The organism is Bradyrhizobium agreste (assembly GCF_016031625.1).
Taxonomy (GTDB): domain Bacteria; phylum Pseudomonadota; class Alphaproteobacteria; order Rhizobiales; family Xanthobacteraceae; genus Bradyrhizobium; species Bradyrhizobium agreste.
The window spans coordinates 76352-96574 of record NZ_JACCHP010000026.1; the positions used below are offsets into that span (position 1 = coordinate 76352).

At 64.7% G+C, this 20223-nt stretch carries 17 protein-coding genes and 1 pseudogene; 10 read left to right on the top strand and 8 right to left on the bottom strand.

What is annotated here, in order from left to right; all coding sequences use genetic code 11:
* The first annotated feature begins 344 nt into the window (after positions 1-344).
* Positions 345-1892: an FAD-dependent oxidoreductase gene (locus tag HZZ13_RS30805; RefSeq protein WP_197963246.1), complete on the top strand. Its 1548-nt coding sequence runs from the start codon at positions 345-347 to the stop codon at positions 1890-1892.
* A 508-nt stretch (positions 1893-2400) separates the two neighbouring features.
* Positions 2401-4008 (top strand): CYTH and CHAD domain-containing protein, encoded by a 1608-nt coding sequence (locus HZZ13_RS30810; protein ID WP_197963247.1) that lies wholly within the window; start codon positions 2401-2403, stop codon positions 4006-4008.
* Positions 4009-4124: 116 nt separating this feature from the next.
* Here the strand turns inward: HZZ13_RS30810 and HZZ13_RS30815 are convergent, their stop codons facing one another.
* From HZZ13_RS30815 to HZZ13_RS30825, 3 genes are all read right to left on the bottom strand, one after another.
* Positions 4125-4751 (bottom strand): transglutaminase-like cysteine peptidase, encoded by a 627-nt coding sequence (locus HZZ13_RS30815; protein ID WP_197963248.1) that lies wholly within the window; start codon positions 4749-4751, stop codon positions 4125-4127.
* Between the two features lie 331 nt (positions 4752-5082).
* On the bottom strand, positions 5083-5694 hold the full coding sequence (locus tag HZZ13_RS30820; protein WP_197963249.1) for a PilZ domain-containing protein: 612 nt from the start codon (positions 5692-5694) through the stop codon (positions 5083-5085).
* Between the two features lie 125 nt (positions 5695-5819).
* Positions 5820-7046, bottom strand: a complete 1227-nt coding sequence (locus HZZ13_RS30825) for an MFS transporter (protein WP_197963250.1) — start codon at positions 7044-7046, stop codon at positions 5820-5822.
* Positions 7047-7330: 284 nt separating this feature from the next.
* Here HZZ13_RS30825 and HZZ13_RS30830 point away from each other — a divergent pair, with 284 nt between their 5' ends.
* The 4 genes from HZZ13_RS30830 (at position 7331) to HZZ13_RS30845 (ending at position 11393) form a co-directional block, all read left to right on the top strand.
* Entirely contained in the window at positions 7331-8482 is a 1152-nt protein-coding gene (locus HZZ13_RS30830) for a zinc-binding dehydrogenase (protein WP_197963251.1), read from the top strand.
* Between the two features lie 126 nt (positions 8483-8608).
* Positions 8609-10363 carry a serine hydrolase gene (locus HZZ13_RS30835; RefSeq protein ID WP_197963252.1) on the top strand — a complete coding sequence of 585 codons (1755 nt, stop codon included), beginning with the start codon at positions 8609-8611 and terminating at the stop codon, positions 10361-10363.
* The gene (locus HZZ13_RS30840; RefSeq protein ID WP_197963253.1) at positions 10363-10776 is read left to right on the top strand and encodes a VOC family protein; all 414 of its coding nucleotides are present in this window, start codon (positions 10363-10365) and stop codon (positions 10774-10776) included. Before HZZ13_RS30835 ends, HZZ13_RS30840 begins: the two co-directional genes overlap by 1 nt.
* Positions 10777-10880: 104 nt before the next feature.
* Entirely contained in the window at positions 10881-11393 is a 513-nt protein-coding gene (locus HZZ13_RS30845) for a hypothetical protein (protein ID WP_197963254.1), read from the top strand.
* An 85-nt stretch (positions 11394-11478) separates the two neighbouring features.
* Here HZZ13_RS30845 and HZZ13_RS30850 read toward each other — a convergent pair.
* A pseudogene (locus tag HZZ13_RS30850) lies at positions 11479-12220 on the bottom strand (metallophosphoesterase family protein).
* A 274-nt stretch (positions 12221-12494) separates the two neighbouring features.
* On the opposite strand from HZZ13_RS30850, the gene HZZ13_RS30855 reads away from it, so the two are divergent.
* Both HZZ13_RS30855 and HZZ13_RS30860 read left to right on the top strand, forming a co-directional pair.
* The gene (locus HZZ13_RS30855) at positions 12495-14318 is read left to right on the top strand and encodes a DEAD/DEAH box helicase (RefSeq protein WP_197963255.1); all 1824 of its coding nucleotides are present in this window, start codon (positions 12495-12497) and stop codon (positions 14316-14318) included.
* Positions 14319-14723: 405 nt separating this feature from the next.
* Positions 14724-15209: a phasin gene (locus HZZ13_RS30860; RefSeq protein WP_246504618.1), complete on the top strand. Its 486-nt coding sequence runs from the start codon at positions 14724-14726 to the stop codon at positions 15207-15209.
* Positions 15210-15743: 534 nt separating this feature from the next.
* Here the strand turns inward: HZZ13_RS30860 and HZZ13_RS30865 are convergent.
* From HZZ13_RS30865 to HZZ13_RS30875, 3 genes are all read right to left on the bottom strand, one after another.
* A complete protein-coding gene (locus HZZ13_RS30865) occupies positions 15744-16019 on the bottom strand; it encodes a hypothetical protein (RefSeq protein ID WP_197963257.1) in 276 nt (91 codons plus the stop codon).
* A gap of 121 nt (positions 16020-16140) precedes the next feature.
* The gene (locus tag HZZ13_RS30870) at positions 16141-16647 is read right to left on the bottom strand and encodes a GNAT family N-acetyltransferase (protein ID WP_197963258.1); all 507 of its coding nucleotides are present in this window, start codon (positions 16645-16647) and stop codon (positions 16141-16143) included.
* Between the two features lie 43 nt (positions 16648-16690).
* Positions 16691-17245 (bottom strand): PAS domain-containing protein, encoded by a 555-nt coding sequence (locus HZZ13_RS30875; protein WP_197963259.1) that lies wholly within the window; start codon positions 17243-17245, stop codon positions 16691-16693.
* A gap of 429 nt (positions 17246-17674) precedes the next feature.
* On the opposite strand from HZZ13_RS30875, the gene HZZ13_RS30880 reads away from it, so the two are divergent.
* Both HZZ13_RS30880 and HZZ13_RS30885 read left to right on the top strand, forming a co-directional pair.
* A complete protein-coding gene (locus HZZ13_RS30880; protein WP_197963260.1) occupies positions 17675-18502 on the top strand; it encodes a rhomboid family intramembrane serine protease in 828 nt (275 codons plus the stop codon).
* A gap of 187 nt (positions 18503-18689) precedes the next feature.
* Positions 18690-19118 carry a CBS domain-containing protein gene (locus HZZ13_RS30885; protein ID WP_197963261.1) on the top strand — a complete coding sequence of 143 codons (429 nt, stop codon included), beginning with the start codon at positions 18690-18692 and terminating at the stop codon, positions 19116-19118.
* On the opposite strand, the gene HZZ13_RS30890 is transcribed toward HZZ13_RS30885, so the two are convergent.
* Entirely contained in the window at positions 19119-20153 is a 1035-nt protein-coding gene (locus tag HZZ13_RS30890; protein WP_197963262.1) for a patatin-like phospholipase family protein, read from the bottom strand. It abuts the gene before it with no gap.
* Positions 20154-20223 lie beyond the last annotated feature (70 nt).

A 20223-nucleotide genomic window follows, 5' to 3' on the forward strand; every position in this document is an offset into this window, starting at 1 on the left:
TCGCTCTCGGCGGCAAGCTGCCCCTCCGGCGTGATCTCGTATTCGCCGTCCTGCTTGGTCATCCATCCTGACCTGACCATCTCTCGCGCAAGCTGTATGGAGCAAATCGGATGATTGCCTCCCGGGTGATACAGCCTGTCATTTCGGACGAGCAGGTGCCCGTACAATCGAGCCTGGCGCAGCGCCCTGCGCATCCCCGGTGATGGACTTTTCATGCCGGTTCAAGCGCGAGCACGATGAAGGTTCCTAATCGATGACGTGAGCTTCAATACCTTTCCGCTCGCCACCCGTCGGACAGGAACCCTGATCCTGCCGCATCGTTTGTACTTCCGAGGAGAACTGCCATGAACGTACGCGATGAGAACACCCGGTCGCCCTGGATGGATGTTCAGGTTGCCGACGCGCCAGCGCTGTCCGGGACCGTGGGCACAGACGTCGTCGTTGTCGGTTCTGGAATTGCCGGGTTATCGGTCGCGTATGAACTTGCCAGCCACGGACGTTCGGTCGTGGTGCTCGACCGCGGTGGCATCGGCAGCGGGATGACGGCGCGTACCACGGCGCACCTGGCGACGGCGCTCGACGACGGTTACGACGCATTGGTGCGAGTACGCGGCCACGACTGCGCGCGGCATTACTATCAGAGCGTCGCGACAGCGATCGATCGCGCCGAGACCATCCAGCGTATCGAGCACATCGATTGCGATTTTCAACGCGTGGACGGCTATTGGGTGCTGGCACCCGAAACGCCGGCGTCCGAGCTGGATGAGGAATTGGTATGCTGTCGCAAGCTGGGGATTCCCGTCGACAATTGTGTGGAGCCGACGCCGTTCCATGCCAAAGGCCAGGTGCGTTCGCTGCGTTTTCCACGCCAGGCACGCCTGCACCCGACCAAATATCTCGCTGGTTTGGCGAGCGCACTGGAGCGCCAGGGAGCGAAGCTCTACGCCGACACGTGTGTCGAGAGCGTCCGCCAGCGCCAAGGCGACATGGTCGTGACGACCGCCTCAGGCTACGAGGTCCACGCCGCCGACGTGGTGGTCGCGACGAACTCGCCCGTCAATGTGCAGGTCGCGATCCACACCAAGCAGGCGCCTTACCGCACCTATGCACTCGCCGCGAAGATTGCGGCCGGCGCGCTGGAGGATGCGCTCTATTGGGATACGCTCGATCCCTATCACTATGTCCGACTCCAGCCGTTCTCTGCCGATGAGGACATCGTGATCATCGGCGGCGAAGACCATAAGTCGGGCGAAGCGAACGACGGGGCACAACGTCTTGATGCGCTCGAACGCTGGGCGCGCGAGCGACTACCGGACCTGCGCGAGGTCACTCATCGGTGGTCCGGGCAGGTAATGGAGCCGATCGATTTCGTCGGCTTCATCGGTCGCAGCCCTGGCGAAGAGCACCTCTTCATCGTCAGCGGCGATTCAGGGCAGGGGATCACGAACGGGCTGGTCGCCGGCTTGTTGGTGACGGATCTGATCACGATTGGTGCGAGCCCGTGGGAAGATGTCTACGCCCCGGCACGGAAGATTTACAAGAACATCAGCGAGTTCATCAGCGAGAACATCACGCCGCTGAAGAATTTCGCGGAATATCTTGCGGCGAGCGAGATCGCGAGCGTCGAACGTCTGCGGCCCGGCGAGGGGCGCCTCGTCCGCAGCGGCCTGAAGAAGATCGCGGCGTGCCGCGACCGGAACGGGCATTTGCATCTTCACTCGGCAAGCTGCACCCATCTCGGCTGTGTCGTGCACTGGAATGCGCTGGAGCAGTGCTGGGATTGTCCGTGTCACGGCTCGCAGTTCGCGCCCGACGGCACCGCGCTCAACGGTCCGGCAGTGTCGCCGTTGGGCGAGGTCGATAAGCCCGCGAATCTCGAAGCCGCGGAGTGAGTTGCGGGCGGCCCTTATGGTCCCCGCCCACGGCTAAGCCGTGGCTCAGACATGTGCTGTGTCCGTGAGCGCATTGAGCTCCCTGGTGCCGCAGCTCGAACGATATTTCTACTCCTGACCGCCGGGAACCGGTTTTTTGCGTCGCGAATCAGAGGGATTCGACACATCCGGCGGAGGGCTTGTCACAATCGCGGGCCTGCCAGCGGGCAGGTGACTTCTAAGTGTCTCCAGAACCAGAAAGAACTTCTCGGCTAGCATGAACCAAGCTCATTGATGCGTTTCATCTCGATTTCGAGAACTGCGAGATTTCCTCTCAATACGATCACTAACCGTACGCGGCGCCAACTTAATTCGTCACGCCGAGCCCAATTGTGACAGTCGTCGTGGATATTTGCGCTTGGGATGTCGGATGTGGGCGATGATGCGTTGCAACGTAACCTGACTATTCCTCGCGCTCTCTATCGGCTATATGCTCGTGCTCTGTCATCAAACTGTCACGATACTCTGCATGCTCAAGTCAGATTCAACGCCGGCCCGCAAGACTCCGGGCGCGCCGGATGGGAATCACCCTGCGAAGGAGAACAAAAGAGCGCACGTCGTCGCCGGCTTCCTGAGGCAGATCGAACCCGCAGGGCCAGAAGCGGAGCCGGGGATCAGGGACGCCGTGAGCGATCGGACGCCGGAGACGAAGCCCGATCTGCAACCTGCTGAGCCGGGCAGCAACGCTCATCCCGCCGGCGAAATCGAGCTGAAGCTTCTCGTCGATGCCGATCGCATGGCGCATTTCAGCGCAGCGCCCGTCATCACGGCGAACGCGCGCAACAAGGGCACGCGCAAACATCTCAAGTCCGTCTACTACGACACGCCCGAGCGCGCGCTGCGTCGCGCCGGCCTGAGCTTACGCGTCCGCCAGAGCGGCTCGCGCTTCGTGCAGACCGTGAAGACCGAGGTTGCCGACGATCCGTTGCGTCGCGGCGAATGGGAAGCAAGTGTGCCGTCGCTTGCGCCCGATCTCGCTTTGGCGATGCCGTTCGTTCCGGAGAAGCTTCGGGGCCATCTCGACGCACAGCCGCTCGAAGCATTGTTCACGGCCGATGTGCATCGGCACACGCGCATCATCGACCTGCCGTCCGGCACGGTCGAGGTCGCCTTCGACCAGGGCGAGCTGACCGCCGGCGACCGATCTGTTCCTGTCAGCGAGATCGAGCTGGAGCTGAAGAGCGGCAGCCCGAGCGCGATCTACGAGATCGCGCTGCGCCTTGCGGAGCACGGAACGGTGAAGCCGTCCATCCGCAGCAAGTCCGCACGCGGCTTCGACCTTGCCGCGGACCAGCCGCCGTCGGCGCGCCGGCCGCGTAAGCTTCGCCTCGATCCTTCCGTGACGCTCGACGAAGCCTTCGCGACCATCCTGCGCGCCTGCTTCCTTCACCTGCTGCAATCGCTGCCGGCGGCCGAGGACGGCCGCAACCCGGAAGGCGTGCATCAGCTGCGCGTCTCACTGCGCCGGCTGCGATCTGCGCTCGATCTGATGCGATCGGTCGGCGCGCTCAGCCACCTCGATGCGCTGCGCTCGGAAGCCAAATGGCTGGCGCAAAGCCTGTCCGCCGCGCGCTTCCTGATCGGCCTCGGCGGTTGGATCGAGACGCGCGGCTGGCGCAACGGCGTCGCGCCCCAAGATCTCGGCCGGCTCGCCGAGCCCGCCGTCGATTTCGCCCGGCGCGTCCTGGCCGAGCAGTACGCGAAGGTGCTCAAGCGCGGCCGCCGCTTCAAGTCGCTGACGGTCGACGAGCTGCACCGCGTCCGGCTCGCCACCAAGCGGCTGCGCTATCTCAGCGAGTTCCTGCTGCCGCTGTACGAGGATCGCAAGTCCGCGCGCAAATTCGCGCGCCGGCTCGCTGGCTTGCAGGAGGAGCTCGGCGTCTTCAACGACATGGCGGTGACGGCCTCGTTGCTCGACGGGCTCGGCGCTGACGATCGCGACAGCACCATTGCGGCGGCCGCGATCGCCGGCTGGCAGGCGCGGGCATCGATCGGCGCGCAGCCGACGTTGCAGGATAGCTGGCGGGATTTCACCGCCGCGCGCGTGCCCTGGTCGCGCCAGGGCGAGCAGGGCTGATCGCGTCGCCCCAAAAGTTGCGGCCAGCCATTGGGGGATGGCTGGCCGCGCGCGAACCGGTCTGGGACGGGGAGGGGTGGGGATGTGACCGGGTCGCGTAACCTGTTGTCTCGTTCCTACTGATCTTTCGCGCTGGCGGTGGAGACCGCCGGCTTGGTATCGCCCAGCGAGACCCAGACGTTGGGATCGCTCTGCGACTGGCGCTTGACGAAGCGGTAGCCGGTCTCCGTCCAGGCGAGGACATTCTCGTTCTGATTGTCGAGAATGAACTCGCCCTTGTCGGTCTTCACCGTCAGCACCGCGTGGCCTTCGCCCTTCTTGTCGCGCACTACGGTGATGAGCAGGGCCTGGCGCGGCCAGCCGGCATCCATCAGCATCTTGCGCTTCAACAGCACGTAGTCTTCACAGTCGCCGTAACCGTCTGACGGCAGCGACCACTTCTCGATCACGCCCCAGTGCTCCTGGTCGGTCAGAGGCTTGACGGTCTCGTTGACCCAGCGATTGACCTTGATGAGGTCGCGCCATGCGGCCTGCGACATCACGATGTCACGCGGCTGCAGCGGCGCGCCCTGGCACTGAGCAGCATTGTCCGCGCAGAACTCGACCCAGCCGATCGGCGCACGCGTGGTGTCGCCGAGACTCGCGTAGAGCAGACGGCCTTCGCCGGCCTGCGCTGCCGCGCTGATCCCGAAGAGCATGGCGGCAAGCGCCAATCCCTTCCCCTGTCCCCTGAAATCAAACATTGCGGCCCCCGTTTCTTGTTGGGGCCACATTTCGCACGGAGCTTTTGAGTTGCCGCTAAGTCGACTAAGTCAAGTCGAGACGAATGCAAGTAAAACGCGCGGCGAATTCGATCTATACTTGAATAGAATTTGCGTAAAATTGGAGATGACATCAATTGATTCAAGTTTTATTGATTAACGCGGAAACGCTGGCGCAACCGGCATTTCCACGCGCCCGCAGCCTCCGCATTAACGTGCGCGGCGCCTGCGATGACGCATGAAAAAGGCGGCGTCCGCGTTGCGGAGGCCGCCTTTAAGGGCTGGACATCAGTGGTTTTGGCGCAGTTGCGCTTTACCGCGCGGTAACGCTCTCTTCGAGTGTCTCTGCCGGCTGCTCGTGCGTGAACTCCAGCGCGAAGCCGTCTTCGAGGTTTCGGACCACGCGGCCCTGGACCCGGCCGAGCAGAACAATCGATTTCAGCGGCGGGCGGTTCTCGGCAGCGATCGCCGCGCCCGACAGCGAGAGGTCGATGATGCGGCAGGTCATCTTGGTGCCGTCCTCGAGCGTCAGCACCGCGATCGGGTTGCGCGGCACGATACGGTCGTGGCGGCGATCCTCCGGCAGATTGAGGATGTCGCGGTTGGCGAGCCAGGTCAGCTGTGCGGCGAGCTTGTCGCGCTTGCGCGGCGTCGCGCCGATGGTCATGGCGAAGCCGTTGTCGATGATCCGGGTGATCTTGCCCTCGACACGGCCGATATGGTCGAGATAGGCGACCACGCGGTCGCCGACATTGCCGATCCCGGGGGCGAGCAAGGCGAGGCCGCCCGGCGACATGTTGATCACCTGGCAGGGGAATTCCCGGCGGTCCGGCAGCATGTAGCGGCCGAGCAGGTGCACCTTCACCCGCTGGAAGCGCCTGCGCTCCTCGGCGGCCGGAAGAAATTTTTTGTTCGCCAACGCCATTTCCAACACCCGACCCCCCGCCCGGGCGGAGTCCGGCACGACCCTAAGGTGTATAGGGTTAATGCCGCGTTAGGATCGGGCGCGCCGGTTGCGGACAGATAGGATGCGCTCGAAAAGCCACACCTCTAGGCGGGGCTCGGCTTCCGCGCGCCGCGCCCATAAAGCAGGCAGAGCAGCGCCAGCAGCATGGCGGCCGAGAGCCCGAGCGACCAGTGGATGCCGATCGCCGCGCCTGATACCCCGACCGTGACGCCGCTGAAGGCCCGCATGCCGAGCCCGGCCATGTTGTAGAGGCCGACGACGCGGCCGCGGATGTCGTGCGGCGCGTTCAGCTGCACCAGAGCCTGCGCCATGGTGTTGAACGACAGTTCGAAGAAGCCTGCGAAGAACAATAGCGCGATCGCGACCGGATAGACCGGCACGAGCGCGAAGCCGAGCAGCGCTATGCTCCAGAGCATCGCGAGCAGGATCGCGGTGCGCGGCGTGCCCTTCAGCCGTCCCCAGGATTCCAGCGCGATGGCGGCGAGCACCGCGCCGGCGGCGTCCGCCGCGAGCAGCACGCTGTAGGAGACGCCGGGATCGCCATGGCCGAGATCGCCGGCAAAGCCCGGCATCTGGGCGTGATAGGCGTTGCCGATCATGAACGAGGTGAGGCCGGCAATCCACGTCATCGCCGACAGCACCGGCTGGGTGCCGATCGCGCGGATGGTGAGCACGATGTCGGCAAGGCCGCGCACCGCGAAGCGCCGTACCGCCACGCTCTTGTCCCTGACCGGGGCCCAGAACAGCCAGAGCAGCATCGGCAGATAGAACAGCGTGTTGAAGATGATGCCGTGCGAGGGCCCGAGCGTCAGCATGATGATCCCGCCCACCGCAGGTCCGACCAGGATGCCGAGATAGCGCGCCATCGCATTCAGTCGCACCGCGCTCGGCAGGTCGGCCGGGCCGACCAGGTCGTAGAGCAAGAGCTGGTTCGGCGTCTGCCAGAGCACGCCGGCGCAGCCGTGGATCACCAAGAGCAGCATCGCGTGCCACATCTGGATCGTATCGGTCAGGAAGAAGAAGCCCCAACCGGCGGAGGCGGCGATGAACAGCAGCATGCCGCACTGGATGATGCGGCGCGGATCGAACCGGTCGGCCAGGCCACCGACCGCGACGGAGAACAGCAGGAACGGCAGCCAGTGCGACAGCACGGCAAACCCGCCCAGCGTCGGCGAATGGAATTTCTGGAACACCACCCAATAGCTGATCACATGCTCGATGTTGTCGGCCATCATCGCCAGCACGTAAGAGGCGAACTGGAGGCGGTAGGGCACGGACCTCATCGCCGCAAACGATCCGGATGCGGCCATGGGATTTTGGGGGAGGGGATTCACGGGAGGACCTGAGGTGAGACTCTTGGCGCCTTACACGTTCGGCAGTCGGCGCTCAAGACAATTGGACGTGCTTGAACGGCAGCCATGCAATGCTGCGCTGTAGCCCGCATGAGCGAAGCGAGATCCGGGACGCGTCTCTCGCATGTCGCTTCGCTCATGCGGGCTACGAGACTTGCACCTTGGCACGGCCGCGCGTCTCACATACGCTTTCGACCAGCCCGCACCACCAATCATAACAGACGGGCAAGCGAGGACACACCATGGAGCAAATCCGCGTCTGCACCCACGCTGGTCCCGGCTCGGAGCCCGTCATCCGCACCGTGCCGTGGCCGAAGGTCGGCCGGAAGGCCGCACTGATCAAGGTCGGCGCCTGTGGGGTCTGCGGCACCGACCTGCACATCCTGAAAGGACACTGGCCGAAGCCGCTGCCTTGGCCGTTCACGCTGGGACACGAACTCGGCGGAATCATCGTCGAATGCGGCGATGAATTTTCCGAGGATTTTATGAGCAAGCCGCTTCAAGTCGGTTCGAAAGTAATGATCCCGCCGCTGATGCCCTGCGGCCGCTGCTACTACTGCATCCACTATCCGCAAACGGCCAACAAGTGCCTGACGCCGGTCTATTACGGCCGCTATCTCGGTTTCGACAAGGCGCCGCATTTGTGGGGCGGCTGGGCCGAATATGTCTATGTCGATCTCGAGATGCTGCCGGGCACCAAAATCTACAAGCTGCCGGACGACATGCCGTTGCGCCTGGGTGCGCTGTCGGAGCCCCTGACCTCCTGCATCCGGGCCTTCAACCGCGCGACGCGCGCCGGCGGCTTCAGCTGGGGCGACACCGTGGTGATCCAGGGCTCGGGCCCGATCGGAATTTTGGCGGTCGCGGCCGCCAGGGAGATGGGTGCAGGGCGCGTGATCTGCGTTGGCGCGCCGGAGGAGCCGCGGCTAAAGCTGGCGCGCGAGTTCGGTGCGGAGGCGACTGTGGACATCGAGGAGCTCAAATCGCCGCAGGATCGCATCGATCGCGTGCGCGACATCGTCGGCGGCTTCGGCGCCGATCTCGTGATGGACTGCTCGGGACATCCGACCGCCGGCCCCGAAGGCATCGAGATGTTGCGCGACGGCGGCACCTATGTCGAGATGGGCCAGTTCACCGACGCCGGTTCGATCGACACCTCCTGGCACCGCATCTGCACCAAGGATCTCAACGTGCTGGGATCTTGGGGCTTCACCGGGAATGATCTTCCGCTCGGCGTCGACATGCTCTACCGCACGCGCGACAAATATCTGTGGCTGAAAATGCAGACGATCTACCCCTTCACGGAAGCGGGCGTCGCCCAAGCGGTGCAGGATGCGATGGCGATGAAGACGGTGAAGTCGACCATCGTGCCGTGGCCGGAGCTGCTGGAGTAGCGCGATCTCTTCTATCCGTGGCGATCTCGCCACATCAGCTTCAATTCTCTACGAAAGCCGGCGCACTGACTTTCCATTCCACGTTGATGCCGCTAGCTTGCGCACGTTGAAGGTCGCGCGTTGATCATGAACAGTTCATCCGAGATCCCTGATACTCCGCTCGCGTCCCTCATTCCCGATATTGATCGGCTCGCCGCGGAAGCGATGGCGGTCTGGAAGGTCCCGGGCGTCGCGCTCGCCATCGTGCAGGATGGCAAGGTCGTGCTCACGCGCGCCTATGGCCAGCGCGACGTCGAGGCCGATCTGCCGGTGACGCCGCAAACGCACTTCGTCATCTGCTCGATCACCAAGTCGTTCACCGCCACCACGATCGCCCTGTTGCACAATGATGGCGTGCTCGATTGGAGCAAGCCGGTCCGCGACTATCTGCCGGAGTTTCGTCTCTCCGATCCGGTCGCCACCGAACGCGTCACCATCCGCGATCTGCTCAGCCACCAATCCGGGCTGCCGCGCCATGATTGGGTTCATGTGCCGGGGGACCTGTCGCCGGCCGAGATGCTGCCGCTGATGCGGCACCTCGAATTGAGCCGCGACATTCGAGCCGCCTGGCAATACAACAACCTCTGTTACAACGTTGCCGGTCTCCTGATTGAGAGGCTGAGCGGGCAGAGCTTTGAAGCCTTCCTCCGCAGCCACCTCACGGATCGGCTCGGCATGACTGTGAGTTTTTCGCTGGACGAGCTCGAAGCCGGGCCTGAGCCGGCGCGGCCTTACATGATCGACGTCGATACGCGGTTGCCGGCGTTACGGCTGCCGATCCGCACCACGGCGGCCGGCGCCATCAACACGTCGGTGGCTGATCTGGCCAACTGGATGCGGCTGCATCTCGGCAAAGGGGTGTTCGCTGGCGAGCGGCTGCTGCCGGAAGCGCTGATCGAGCAGCTGCACGCGCCACTGGCGCTCGTCGCCAAGTCGGAATTCTCCGAGTTCGGCCATGGGCACTACGCCCTTGGCTTTCAGACTAACACCTATCAGGGCGAGCGCATCGTCTCGCACAGCGGCGGTTGGACTGGCTGGGGCTCGCTGATGACGCTGGCGCCGGACGCCGGCTTCGGTGTGGCCGTGCTGACGAACCGCAGTCCAAACGAGGTCACATCGATCCTGACCTATTACATCGTCGACCGGCTGCGCGGCCGGGAGCCGGTCGACTGGCTCGCCCGCTTCCGCAAGATGCGCGACGACTTCATCGCTCAAATTCCAGCCAACAAGACCGCCCGCGAGAGTTCACGCCACAAGGGCACCAAGCCGGCGCACGAGCTGGGCGCCTATGCCGGCGACTACGCCCATCCCGCGTACGGCGTAATCTCGATCCGCGAGCGGGATGGCGCGCTGCACTGGGCATGGCGTGGCATGGGCGCGCAATTGTCGCACTGGCACTTTGAGACGTTCGTCACGCCTGAAATCGTCGACCAGCTTCATCCGGACAATCTTCCCATCACCTTCCAGACGGACCGCGAGGGCAACATCGTGCATCTGTCGGTGCCGCTGGAGCCGACGGTGAAGGACATCGTCTTCCAGCGCCAAGCCGCCGGCGACTGCCTTGATCCTGCATTCCGCGCACGCTGTGTCGGGCATTTCCAGAGCGGCGCCATCACTCACCGCGTGACGTTGGACAGTGAAGGCAGGTTGATCCTGAAGCCGGATTTTCAGCCGGCCTATCGCCTCGAGCCGCAGCAGGGCCGCCGGTTTCGCATCGTCGAGCTGGCGGGATTTGCAGTCGAATTTCGCGGGGAGGGCGAGAGCATCGGACAGATCGTCTTCCACCAGCCAAACGGCACCTTCCTTGCCGACCGCGTGGCGGAGGAGGGCAGGGAAAGCTGATGGCACCGCAGCCGGTTCGTCGACAATCGCCCTTCCTCGCCATCCGCGCGATCGACTACACCGTCATCTTCGTGCGCGACATGGCCGCGATGCGGCGCTTCTACGAAGATATCCTCGCCTTTCCGCTCTCGCGCGAGCTGTCGCCGAACTGGATCGAGTACGGCATCGGCGGCAACACGCTGGCGCTGGCAAGGCCGAGCCGCACCGCCGGCGATGCACCGACGCCGCCGGGCAGCGCCGCGCTGCAGCTGGCGTTCAAGGTCTCGGCCGCCGAGGTCGATCAATGCGCCGATGAACTCGTGCGGCAGGGCGTGGCGCTGCTGTCGCCACCGACGAACCAGCCCTTCGGCCATCGCACGCTGTTCTTCCGCGATCCCGACGGGAATTTGCTGGAGGTGTACGCGGAGATCTGAGTGGGACCAGATGCCCAAAGAGTTCCATCCAATATCCCAGAACTATTCACGTCGAGGTGAAACTTAGGCCCAAGTTCCGGCTTTCATTTCCCGGGAGAGGTGCCGTGAAACGAATCCTGAAACCGGTGAGTTACATCCTGGCTGCGATCTACTTCCTGGTAGATGCAGTGTTCATGTCCGTGGCAGCACCGATTGCGCGCTGGATCGGGCGGCATTTCGAATTCAGGCGATTGCGCGCCTGGATCAAATCGCTGCCGCCGTATACGTCTCTCGCCCTGTTCTCCGTGCCCGTCATTATTCTGGAGCCGATCAAGCCGGTCGCAGCCTACCTGGCGGCAACCGGTCAGGTCCTGAGCGGTGCTGTGACCTTCATCGTCGGCGAATTGCTCAAGCTGGTGCTGGTCGAGCGCCTGTTTCATCTCACGCGCGACAAGCTGATGCGAATCCCCGCCTTTGCGTGGGCGTACGGAAAATACGCCGCCGCGAAAGCGTGGCTGCAGGGGACCGAAGCCTGGCGCGCCATCCGGGCCCTGGCCCGCGCGGCCAAGGAGACGGTTGTGCGCGCAAAAGCCAGGCTGGTCGGCAGCTTCAGCAAACTGGCGGCCTCCAGGGACTAGGCAGCCAGGGACCAGGCAGCCAGGTGCGTTGCCCAATCTGCGAGCTTGTCCTTCCGAGCCATTTTGGAGACCTCGCTGCAGCCGGCTATTTGACGTATCCGGACAACATGGCCTGCGCCCAGTCCGGACGGTTGTTGGCGAGCGCGCGCGCCGAGGCGGCCTCCCAGTCGTATTCGAGCGCCAGGAGTTCGACCTGCCAGCCCCTTTTTCCCTTTGTGAGGATCGCGTAGCGAGCGTGAGGCGAGCGGTGTTCCAGTTTCGCCGCAAAGGGAATGTCCGCGAAGACCGGGCATCCGACGCTCCCGGGATTGAGGACCAGACACTCGCGCGGCCCGTGAACGACGGCCTGGCGGTGGCTATGGCCACACAGCACCACGCGCGCCGCCGGCTCGCTCGCAAGGCGCGCCTCCAGCACGTCGCGGCGTGCCGGCACGAAGCGGCCGTCGTCGAGCGCTTCCTCCAGCAGGCACGCCGTATCGCTCTCGGGCGTGCCATGGCAGGCCAGGATGCCGTCGTCCAGTCGCAGCTGCGCGGGCAGGTTGTGAAGTGCACGACGCTGCTCCGCAGTCAAGGCGTTGCGCGCAAACAGACCTGCCGGCGAGAGCTTGTCGTCCGGAAACTCCTCGATCCAGCGATCGTGATTTCCACGAATAGTCGGCAACGCCAGCGATTGGAGCAATTCGAACGTTTCCCGCGGCCACAACGGGCTGGTGACGCAATCGCCGAGGTTGATTGTCCGATCGACGCCCCGCGTCTTGATATCCGCCAGCACCGCCTCCAGCGCGGCGTAGATTGCCGTGGATATCGGAAATGACCGCCAATCGCATTGCTATTCCCCATATGCTCAGACGTGAGCGTGGCTCGGCTATCGGCCGATCCCGCCGCGCCAAGGTTAATCGAGCCGGCCGCAAAAATCCGCCGCAACCTTCAGGCGCGGCTCGCCACCAAGCCATGCATCACAGCTATGGTGATTTCCGGGCGCATGGCGTAAAGAGCGCCCAGATCAAAACAGCGTGCGGCCGGGCCGTTTGCCGCGCACGCAGCTTTAGGCGCCCCGGTTCACCGTTTGCGCGCCTGAATTCAACCAAGGTTCTCCATCCCGTGTCTTTTCCGGCCCTGACCCCGCCGCTCGCCCGCGCTTTGGCCGAGCGGAACTATGATTCACTGACACCCGTCCAGCTCGCGGTGCTCGCTCATGAAGCCACCAGCCGCGATCTTCTGGTCTCGGCCCAGACCGGTTCCGGCAAGACCGTCGCCTACGGATTGGCCATCGCCAAGAACATCCTCGATGACGCCGAGCAGTTCGCAACTGCGGCCGCGCCGCTCGCCTTGATCGTGGCGCCGACCCGCGAGCTCGCGCTTCAGGTTCAGCGCGAGCTCGCCTGGCTCTATGGGCATGCCGGCGGGCGTGTCGTGTCCTGTGTCGGCGGCATGGATCCGCGGCGCGAGCAGCGCGAGCTCGCCGCCGGCGCGCACATCGTCGTCGGCACGCCCGGGCGTCTCTGTGATCATCTGCGGCGCGGCCGCCTCGACATTTCCGAGCTCGCCGCTCTCGTGCTCGACGAGGCCGACGAGATGCTCAATCTCGGCTTTCGCGAGGACATGGAGTTCATCCTCGAAACCACGCCGCAGACGCGCCGCACGCTGTTGTTCTCGGCGACGTTTCCGCGCGGCATCGTCGCGCTGGCGCGGCAATATCAGCGCGACGCCTTCCGGATCGAGGTCGCCGGCGACGAGGGCGGCCACGCCGATATCGAATACCGCGCGATCCGCATCGCGCCCGCCGACGTCGAGCATGCCGTCGTCAACGTGCTGCGCTTTTACGAGGCGCCGAGCGCGCTGGTGTTTTGCAGCACGCGCGATGCGGTCAGGCATTTGCAGGCCGCGCTGCTGGAGCGCGGCTTCTCTGTGGTCGCGCTGTCGGGCGAATTGACGCAGAACGAACGCACCCTGGCGCTGCAGTCGCTGCGCGACGGGCGCGCCCGCGTCTGCGTTGCGACCGACGTTGCCGCCCGCGGCATCGACCTGCCGAGCCTCGACCTCGTCATCCATGCCGATTTGCCCAATGACGCGGAAGTCATGCAGCATCGCTCGGGCCGCACCGGACGCGCGGGCCGGAAGGGGACCAGCGTCCTGTTGGTGCCGCCGGCGCGGCGGCGGCGCGCCGAGCTGTTGCTCAATCTCTCTGGGATCGACGCGGCCTGGGGCACGGCGCCGCAGGCGGATGAGGTCCGCAAGCTCGATCACGCCCGTATGAAGGACGTGCTGTTCACGGAGGAGACCAGTCCGGACGATCTGGCCCTGGCGCAGGCGCTGTTGGCCGAGCGCTCGCCCGAGGACATCGCCGCTGCGCTGGCGCGGCTTTATCGCGCGCGGCTGCCGTCGCCCGAGGACATCATCGATCCCGGCGAGCGAAGCGGCAAGCCCGAACGCAGGCGTGATCGGTCCGAAGACGGCGAGGACCGCGTCAAGCCGCGGTCGAAGGCTGGGAAAGCGTCGAAGCACGCCATGGCGGAGGGCAGTGTCTGGTTCCGCGCCGCCATCGGGCGCCGCAAGAACGCGGAAGCGCGCTGGCTGCTGCCGATGATCTGCCGCCGCGGCGGCATCGACAAGCGCGACATCGGCACCATCAAGATCATGGATACCACCACCGAGTTCGAGATCTCGAAACGGGTCGCGGATTCCTTCGCGGCCAGGATCAACCGTCCGGACAAGGAAGACAGCATCCGGATCGAGCCGATGGCGGACGCGCCGCACCGGCACGACGCTCCGAAGGAGCGCTCCCGCGCGCCGAAATTCGGCGATGCTCCTTCCTTCGGAAAGAGGAAGCACAAGAACAGGCCCGGCCACGCCGAGCCGTCGGTCACGCCGTGGCCGGTTAAGGGCGCGCCCGGAAAGAGTGCGAAGAAGAAGCGTCGGGGCTGATCTGCCGCTTTCCGGCCCCGCTAGACTGATGCCGCCGAAGGCTCGCGCGGTGCGCAAGGGAGTGCTGCATCCACTTGCAATCAATCAGTAAATGGTGTCACCGGGCGCGTTGCGAGCCCGCGCCTTCTCAAGGTGGCAGAAACCTTTTCGGCAACTTCAAAGATGCAATAGCTGCGCCTGCGGCGAGTCGTCGCTTGAATCGAATTTATTCAAGTCGAGAGTCTGAAAGCGAACTGAAGGTCCGATCCTGGTTGGCCATAGTTGGCATCGGCAGGGGGCGACAGCAGCTCATCAGCAGCATCCCTCCATTTTGAGAGTAGGGGCACTGGTTTCCCGGTGCGGCCCGCACCCGGGAGCTTCTGAAAGTCTTCAATCCAACATCTGGTTTCGCGTGAAAGGATGGGAATGACGATGAATGATGCCAATGTGAAAGCCGAGACGAATGCCGCTCCCACGGGTGGAAATGGTGGTGCAAGGCTCAAGTTCGACGTGCCGTTTTTCAATATCCCGGGGATCTTCGGCGGTCTCGCCGAGCAGGGCGCCGCGCGGGCCAAGGCAAATCTCGAGCAGATGAAGGCGGCTTCCGAGGAGATCACCAACGCTCTCCGCGAAGCCTGTGCGACCAACGCCACGCATGCCGCCGACTACGGCACCAAGGTCATCGAAATATCGAAGATCAATACCAGCTCCACCCTGGAATTCCTGTCCCAGCTCGCGGATGCGAGGTCGTTTGCGGATGTCGTGAACCTCTCCACCACCCACAGCCGTAGGACCTTTGAAATGGCTTCCGGCCAAAACCGGGAGCTTTGGGACCTTGCCCAGAAGGTTGCGACCGAGACGGCCGAGCCGATCAAGAAGAGCTTCAACCGAGTTCTGCACAGGGCAGCCTGAATCGAGGCTATCGGCCGCGTGAATCGGCTGGACGAGCGTCTTCGCCAGAAGAGACGCCGTCCGGCCGATGGTGGCGACGCCTTTCCGTGAAGGGACCGAGCTGGAGGAAATCAGATGGGTATGGTGATGATTAAGTGCCCGGAAACGGGCCATGCCATTTCGACCGGCATCGAGATGGACCGCGAAAGATTTCGGTGCAGTGCAGTGTTCTTCTCTCGCACCTATTGCGGAATGTGTGCGGCAACGCACGAGTGGTTTGCCAAGGAGGCCTGGGTCCACGAAACGGGAAGTCCGGGGGCAGGCAGTCGTTCCGCGCCGCGGCGGCGTGAAGCAGCCTGACGGCGTCCAGCGAAACAATCCGATCGATCCTCCAGCTCATCACCTTGTAGCAGCCGTCGGTCACGCCATGGCCGGAAGGGCGCATCGGGAAAGAAGGCAAAGAAAAAACATCGCGGCTGAGCGCCGCGGTTCGGACGGACGGCAATGATGCCGCCGGATTGGGACCGGCGGCGTCATCTGTCGAGGGAGGTGGGCTCAGCGGCCGCCGCCACCGCCACCGCCGCCACCACCGCCGCCGCCGGCATCGCGCATCGACGAAGTGTAGCGGGGATCGATCTGCTTCATGTAGGTCGGCGAGATATCACGATTGGGGCGGCCTCTGCTTGCGGGCGTCTCGACCAGGACGCTGCAGCCTTCGAAGAAGGCGGTGTCACAGAGGGGCCGGTACTGTGTCGCATTGGCGCTGGTCGCGGTGAACGCGGCCGTGCCAACGCACGCAATCAAAGCAAGTTTCGACATTGTGAGCTTCATGGACATTCTCCAGCCTCGGTTCGGCGAGACCGGAGGGGCTCGCACACATCTTCGACGGAGGCTGATCGGACCCGGTTCGAGGCGGCAGTTCACGCCCGCGTGAGCCGGCAGCGGGACGGCCCTATGCCGCGGCGACGTGGCGCAGCATATAGGTCGCGCCTGACCCGTAGGATGCCAGCTTCGCGCGCAGCTCCGCATCTGCGGCGACCGGACGAAAGCCGAGACGTTCCCACATCGGCCGCGTGGTGTAGACCGACACCAGAGCAAGCGTGGCGACGCCGGTTGCGCGCGCCAGCTCCGCGACCGCTGCGATATAATCGCGTGCAGCGCCTCCGCGCCGGTCCGGCAGCACGGCCACGTCGTGCACGTAAAGGCAGTCTGCAATGCCCGGCAGCCGTTCGAGGAAGCGGTCGAGCGGTGGGATCCGATGCTGCCTCCAGGGATGTGCCAGCCCGTAACCGGCGATCGCATCGTCCGCAACGAGCACGCGGCAGCCGGCAGGATAGAGCTGCATCTTCTCCATGAACACTTCGGGGCATTCGGGAAGATCAGGATGGATGCGTGCTGCAATCGCGCTGATCGCAGCGAGGTCCGAGGTGCGTGCGGGACGCCAATGTGGCTTGCCCATGTCGGTGCGTATCCTTGCGCGGCCGAGCAGGGACACGCGACTTCTATCGCAGCCCCTCATACACCATCAGGCCGCGAGCGATCTGCAATTTGCGGATGGCGCGCGGCAGGAGTTTCTCCGGCTGGTGCAGATAGCGCCAGGAGGTGAGGGTGAAGGCGGAAAGCGTGCCGCATTCGTCGTCGAACGGCGCGAGCACGCCGGTGACGCTCACCGGCGTATGCGGCCGGGCGTTGAAGGGCAGCAGCAGCAGCTCGAGATGCGCCTTGCTGCCGTCCTCGCGCGCGGCGGTGATGCCGGCGATCGCGCCCAGGGTCTCGTCGGCGACGATCGTGGTGATCTCCTCGATCTCGCTGCGGCTGGCTGGCGTGAACAGCGCCGCAAAGCTGCGGTCCTTGAGGTCTGTTCCTGCGAGCGCGCAGACGCGCGTGCCGGCGACGCGGAACGGGAAGCCGCGGTTCGGCTCGCAGGACAGCACGAAGATGTCGCCGAGCAGGCCGCGGACCGCGGCCGGGTCGATGTCGGCCCGGTCAGGGGCCCGCGCGGTGCCGCGCTTCTTGTCCCAATACGCGAAGAACGCGCGGCTCGACGGATGTTTCATGACTGAACGCTCGCCCGGGGTGCAACCGCGAAGGGACAGACCTGTCCCGCTTCAGTGCACCCGCGATCCCTTCTGTTGTTGTGCAGGAGGGGATTTGCAGCGTCCATGCCGCGGCCGCGTTTTCAGGCCTCTTGGACCTACCTTTGCGTCGTTAACGTTAAATTAACTATGCGCTTCGTGTCGGCCGCGCGCCTGCTATGGTGATCACGGTCGCAAGCCTCGCCGCTTTTCTCCAGGTTCTCGGCGGGGCCTGTACAGGGCGTCAAACAGTTTGGTCACGGGCCGCGGGAAGGGGTGGGGATACGCCTTATCTCTCCGGCCACCGGAAGGCCGACACGGACAGGCAGGGCTTTCCCAGGGCCCTGCCTTTTCCTTTTGTGCACTTGCGCAGGGACGGCAAAGGCGACTATCTCCAAGCCTGTCGCCCCGATGTCGCCTGAAAGCGAAGCTACCTTGGATTCCCCGCAAGATTCGTCGCCGGACGTGCCGGCCGTCGTGGAGGCTCCGCGCGAGCCGATCCTGACGCTGCCGCCGGCGCTGACCGCCTATATCCTGCTGCTGGCGGTGATCCATCTGCGGGTGCTGTTGCCGCCGGAGCTCGAGAACTGGACGATCGACGTCTTCGGCTTCATCCCGAAGCGCTACGATTCCTCGCTGCTCAATCTGCAGATCCCGGGCGGGGCGGGGGCGAAGGTCTGGACCTTCGTCACCTATTCGCTGCTGCACGCCAATCTCACCCATCTCGGCTTCAACGTGCTGTGGCTGCTGCCGTTCGGCAGCGCGCTGGCGCGGCGTTTCGGCACGGTCAGGTTCTTCGTCTTCCTGGCGGTGACGGCGGCGGCCGGCGCGCTCGCCCATCTCGTCACCCATGAGCATGCGGTGGCGCCGATGATCGGCGCCTCGGCCTCGGTGTCGGGCGCGATGGCCGCCGCAATCCGCTTCGCCTTCGTCCGCGGCAGCTTCCTGTCGTTCAGCCGATCGGATGCCGATACCGCCGCGAAAGTTCCGGCGCTGCCGTTGTCGCGCGCGCTGCGCGACGGGCGGGTGGTCGGCTTCCTCGCGGTGTGGTTCGGCGTCAACATCATCTTCGGCGTGGGCGCGATCGGGGTCGATGCGGAAACCACGAGCGTGGCCTGGCAGGCGCATATCGGCGGCTTCTTCGCCGGCCTGTTGTTGTTCGCGCTGTTCGATCCCGTGCCGCGCGTGCGAAGCGATGCTGCGGGCGCGTCATCACGGGACGTTTCAGACCGCATTTGAAGCGGCGCTTGCGACGCGGCCCGAATTCATCCATCATTCCCGCGAAGAATGTTCCGAAGCGACACGTCTTTAGCGACGATGCTTCGCAAAGCGCACGAGCGTGAACCGGCGCTGTAACTGTTAGTTGAAGACTCGCGAACAAGTCCGGACCGCCAAAGGCGGACGGCTCCGATTCAGGGAGGCGACAATGACGGTACGTTCCATTCTGAACACCAAGGGCCACCAGATCGTGAGCGTCGAGCCCGACGCCAAGCTGGCGGACGCGATCAAGCTGCTGGCTGAGAAGAAGATCGGCGCGGTGCTGGTGATGGACCAGAGCCGGGTCGAGGGCATCCTGTCGGAGCGCGACATTGTGCGCGTGCTCGGCGAGTGCGGCGCCGGCGTGCTGGAGGCGCCGGTCTCGGAGGTGATGACCCGCAAGGTCGTGACCTGCAAGGAGACCGACACCGTCGCCGAGTTGATGGAGGTGATGACCACGGGCAAGTTCCGCCACCTGCCCGTGATCGAGAACGGCAAGGTGGTCGGCCTGATCTCGATCGGCGACATCGTCAAATGGCGTGTCCGCGAATATGAGACCGAGCAGGAAGCCCTGCGCGACTACATCAAGACCGCCTGATCAGGCCTGCTCGTCCGCTTTCGGGGCGGTGCCCGCTGGCGCCGGCGCCAGCACGTGGATCGCCTCCTGGATGGACTCCAGTGCGCGCTCGGCGGCACGCGTGCCATGTGCGATCAGGTCTTCGGAGCGGTGGAAGTCGAACCAGCCGAACTGGCCGACCCGCGGCGTGATCAGCATGTCGGGCGGATCGCCGGCGAGACGGGCGCGGGTGATGCGGTCCTGCATGATGTTGAAGGCATCCACCATCACCGAGGAGATGCCGGGCCGGCCGTTGCCGCCGAAGAACTCGCGCTTCATCGTCTTCTCGGGCGAGAACAGGCGCGGGAAGCGCCGTTTGGCCGCCGGCTCCTCGGCCCCCGGCACGACTGGGGCTGGCACTGCGCCGTGCGCATGGATCGTCGTGGAATGGGTGAAGATGTCGCTGGAAAGATTTGCGGCGATGACGATTTCGGCGCCGAGCGCGCGGGCGGCCGAGACCGGCACAGGATTGACCAGCGTGCCGTCGACCAGCCAGCGGTCACCGATCAGGACCGGTGAGAAGATGCCGGGCAGGGCGTAGGACGCCCGCATCGCGTCGACCATGCGGCCGCGCGTCAGCCAGATCTCGTGGCCGGTGCGGACCTCGGTCGCAACCGCGGCGAACTTGACGGGCAGATCTTCGATCAGGGTCTGGCCGATCGCCTTCTCGAGCCGGGTTGCGAGCTTCTCGCCGCCGATCAGGCCGGAGCCGTTGAGGCGGATGTCGAGATAGCCGAGGATATTGCGCATGCCCTGCAGGCTGCGCCCCCAGTCTTCCAGCGTGTCGAGCCGGCCGGCCGCATAAACGCCGCCGACCACGGCGCCGATCGAGGTGCCGACCACGACGTCCGGCACGATGCCATTGGCAATCAGGGTCCTCAGGATCCCGATATGGGCAAAGCCGCGCGCCGCGCCGCCGCCGAGGGCAAGGCCGATCACCGGCCGGCGGATGCTTCCAAGGCCGACCTTCTCGCCGTTCGAGCCGTTCGCGCCCCGGCCTTTCAATCTGTCCAGCACCGAAACTCTCCTACGCCGGGCCAGCCCGCATCGTCAGACTAGGCACCACTCTTGCCCTCCGCCATATCGG

Bases quoted from the DNA above. Each gene is read 5' to 3' on its own strand.
- HZZ13_RS30805 (WP_197963246.1), top strand. From the start codon at position 345: ATGAACGTACGCGATGAGAACACCCGGTCGCCCTGGATGGATGTTCAG.
- HZZ13_RS30810 (WP_197963247.1), top strand. From the start codon at position 2,401: ATGCTCAAGTCAGATTCAACGCCGGCCCGCAAGACTCCGGGCGCGCCG.
- HZZ13_RS30815 (WP_197963248.1), bottom strand. From the start codon at position 4,751: ATGTTTGATTTCAGGGGACAGGGGAAGGGATTGGCGCTTGCCGCCATG.
- HZZ13_RS30820 (WP_197963249.1), bottom strand. From the start codon at position 5,694: ATGGCGTTGGCGAACAAAAAATTTCTTCCGGCCGCCGAGGAGCGCAGG.
- HZZ13_RS30825 (WP_197963250.1), bottom strand. From the start codon at position 7,046: ATGGCCGCATCCGGATCGTTTGCGGCGATGAGGTCCGTGCCCTACCGC.
- HZZ13_RS30830 (WP_197963251.1), top strand. From the start codon at position 7,331: ATGGAGCAAATCCGCGTCTGCACCCACGCTGGTCCCGGCTCGGAGCCC.
- HZZ13_RS30835 (WP_197963252.1), top strand. From the start codon at position 8,609: ATGAACAGTTCATCCGAGATCCCTGATACTCCGCTCGCGTCCCTCATT.
- HZZ13_RS30840 (WP_197963253.1), top strand. From the start codon at position 10,363: ATGGCACCGCAGCCGGTTCGTCGACAATCGCCCTTCCTCGCCATCCGC.
- HZZ13_RS30860 (WP_246504618.1), top strand. From the start codon at position 14,724: ATGACGATGAATGATGCCAATGTGAAAGCCGAGACGAATGCCGCTCCC.
- HZZ13_RS30865 (WP_197963257.1), bottom strand. From the start codon at position 16,019: ATGAAGCTCACAATGTCGAAACTTGCTTTGATTGCGTGCGTTGGCACG.
- HZZ13_RS30870 (WP_197963258.1), bottom strand. From the start codon at position 16,647: ATGGGCAAGCCACATTGGCGTCCCGCACGCACCTCGGACCTCGCTGCG.
- HZZ13_RS30875 (WP_197963259.1), bottom strand. From the start codon at position 17,245: ATGAAACATCCGTCGAGCCGCGCGTTCTTCGCGTATTGGGACAAGAAG.
- HZZ13_RS30880 (WP_197963260.1), top strand. From the start codon at position 17,675: ATGTCGCCTGAAAGCGAAGCTACCTTGGATTCCCCGCAAGATTCGTCG.
- HZZ13_RS30885 (WP_197963261.1), top strand. From the start codon at position 18,690: ATGACGGTACGTTCCATTCTGAACACCAAGGGCCACCAGATCGTGAGC.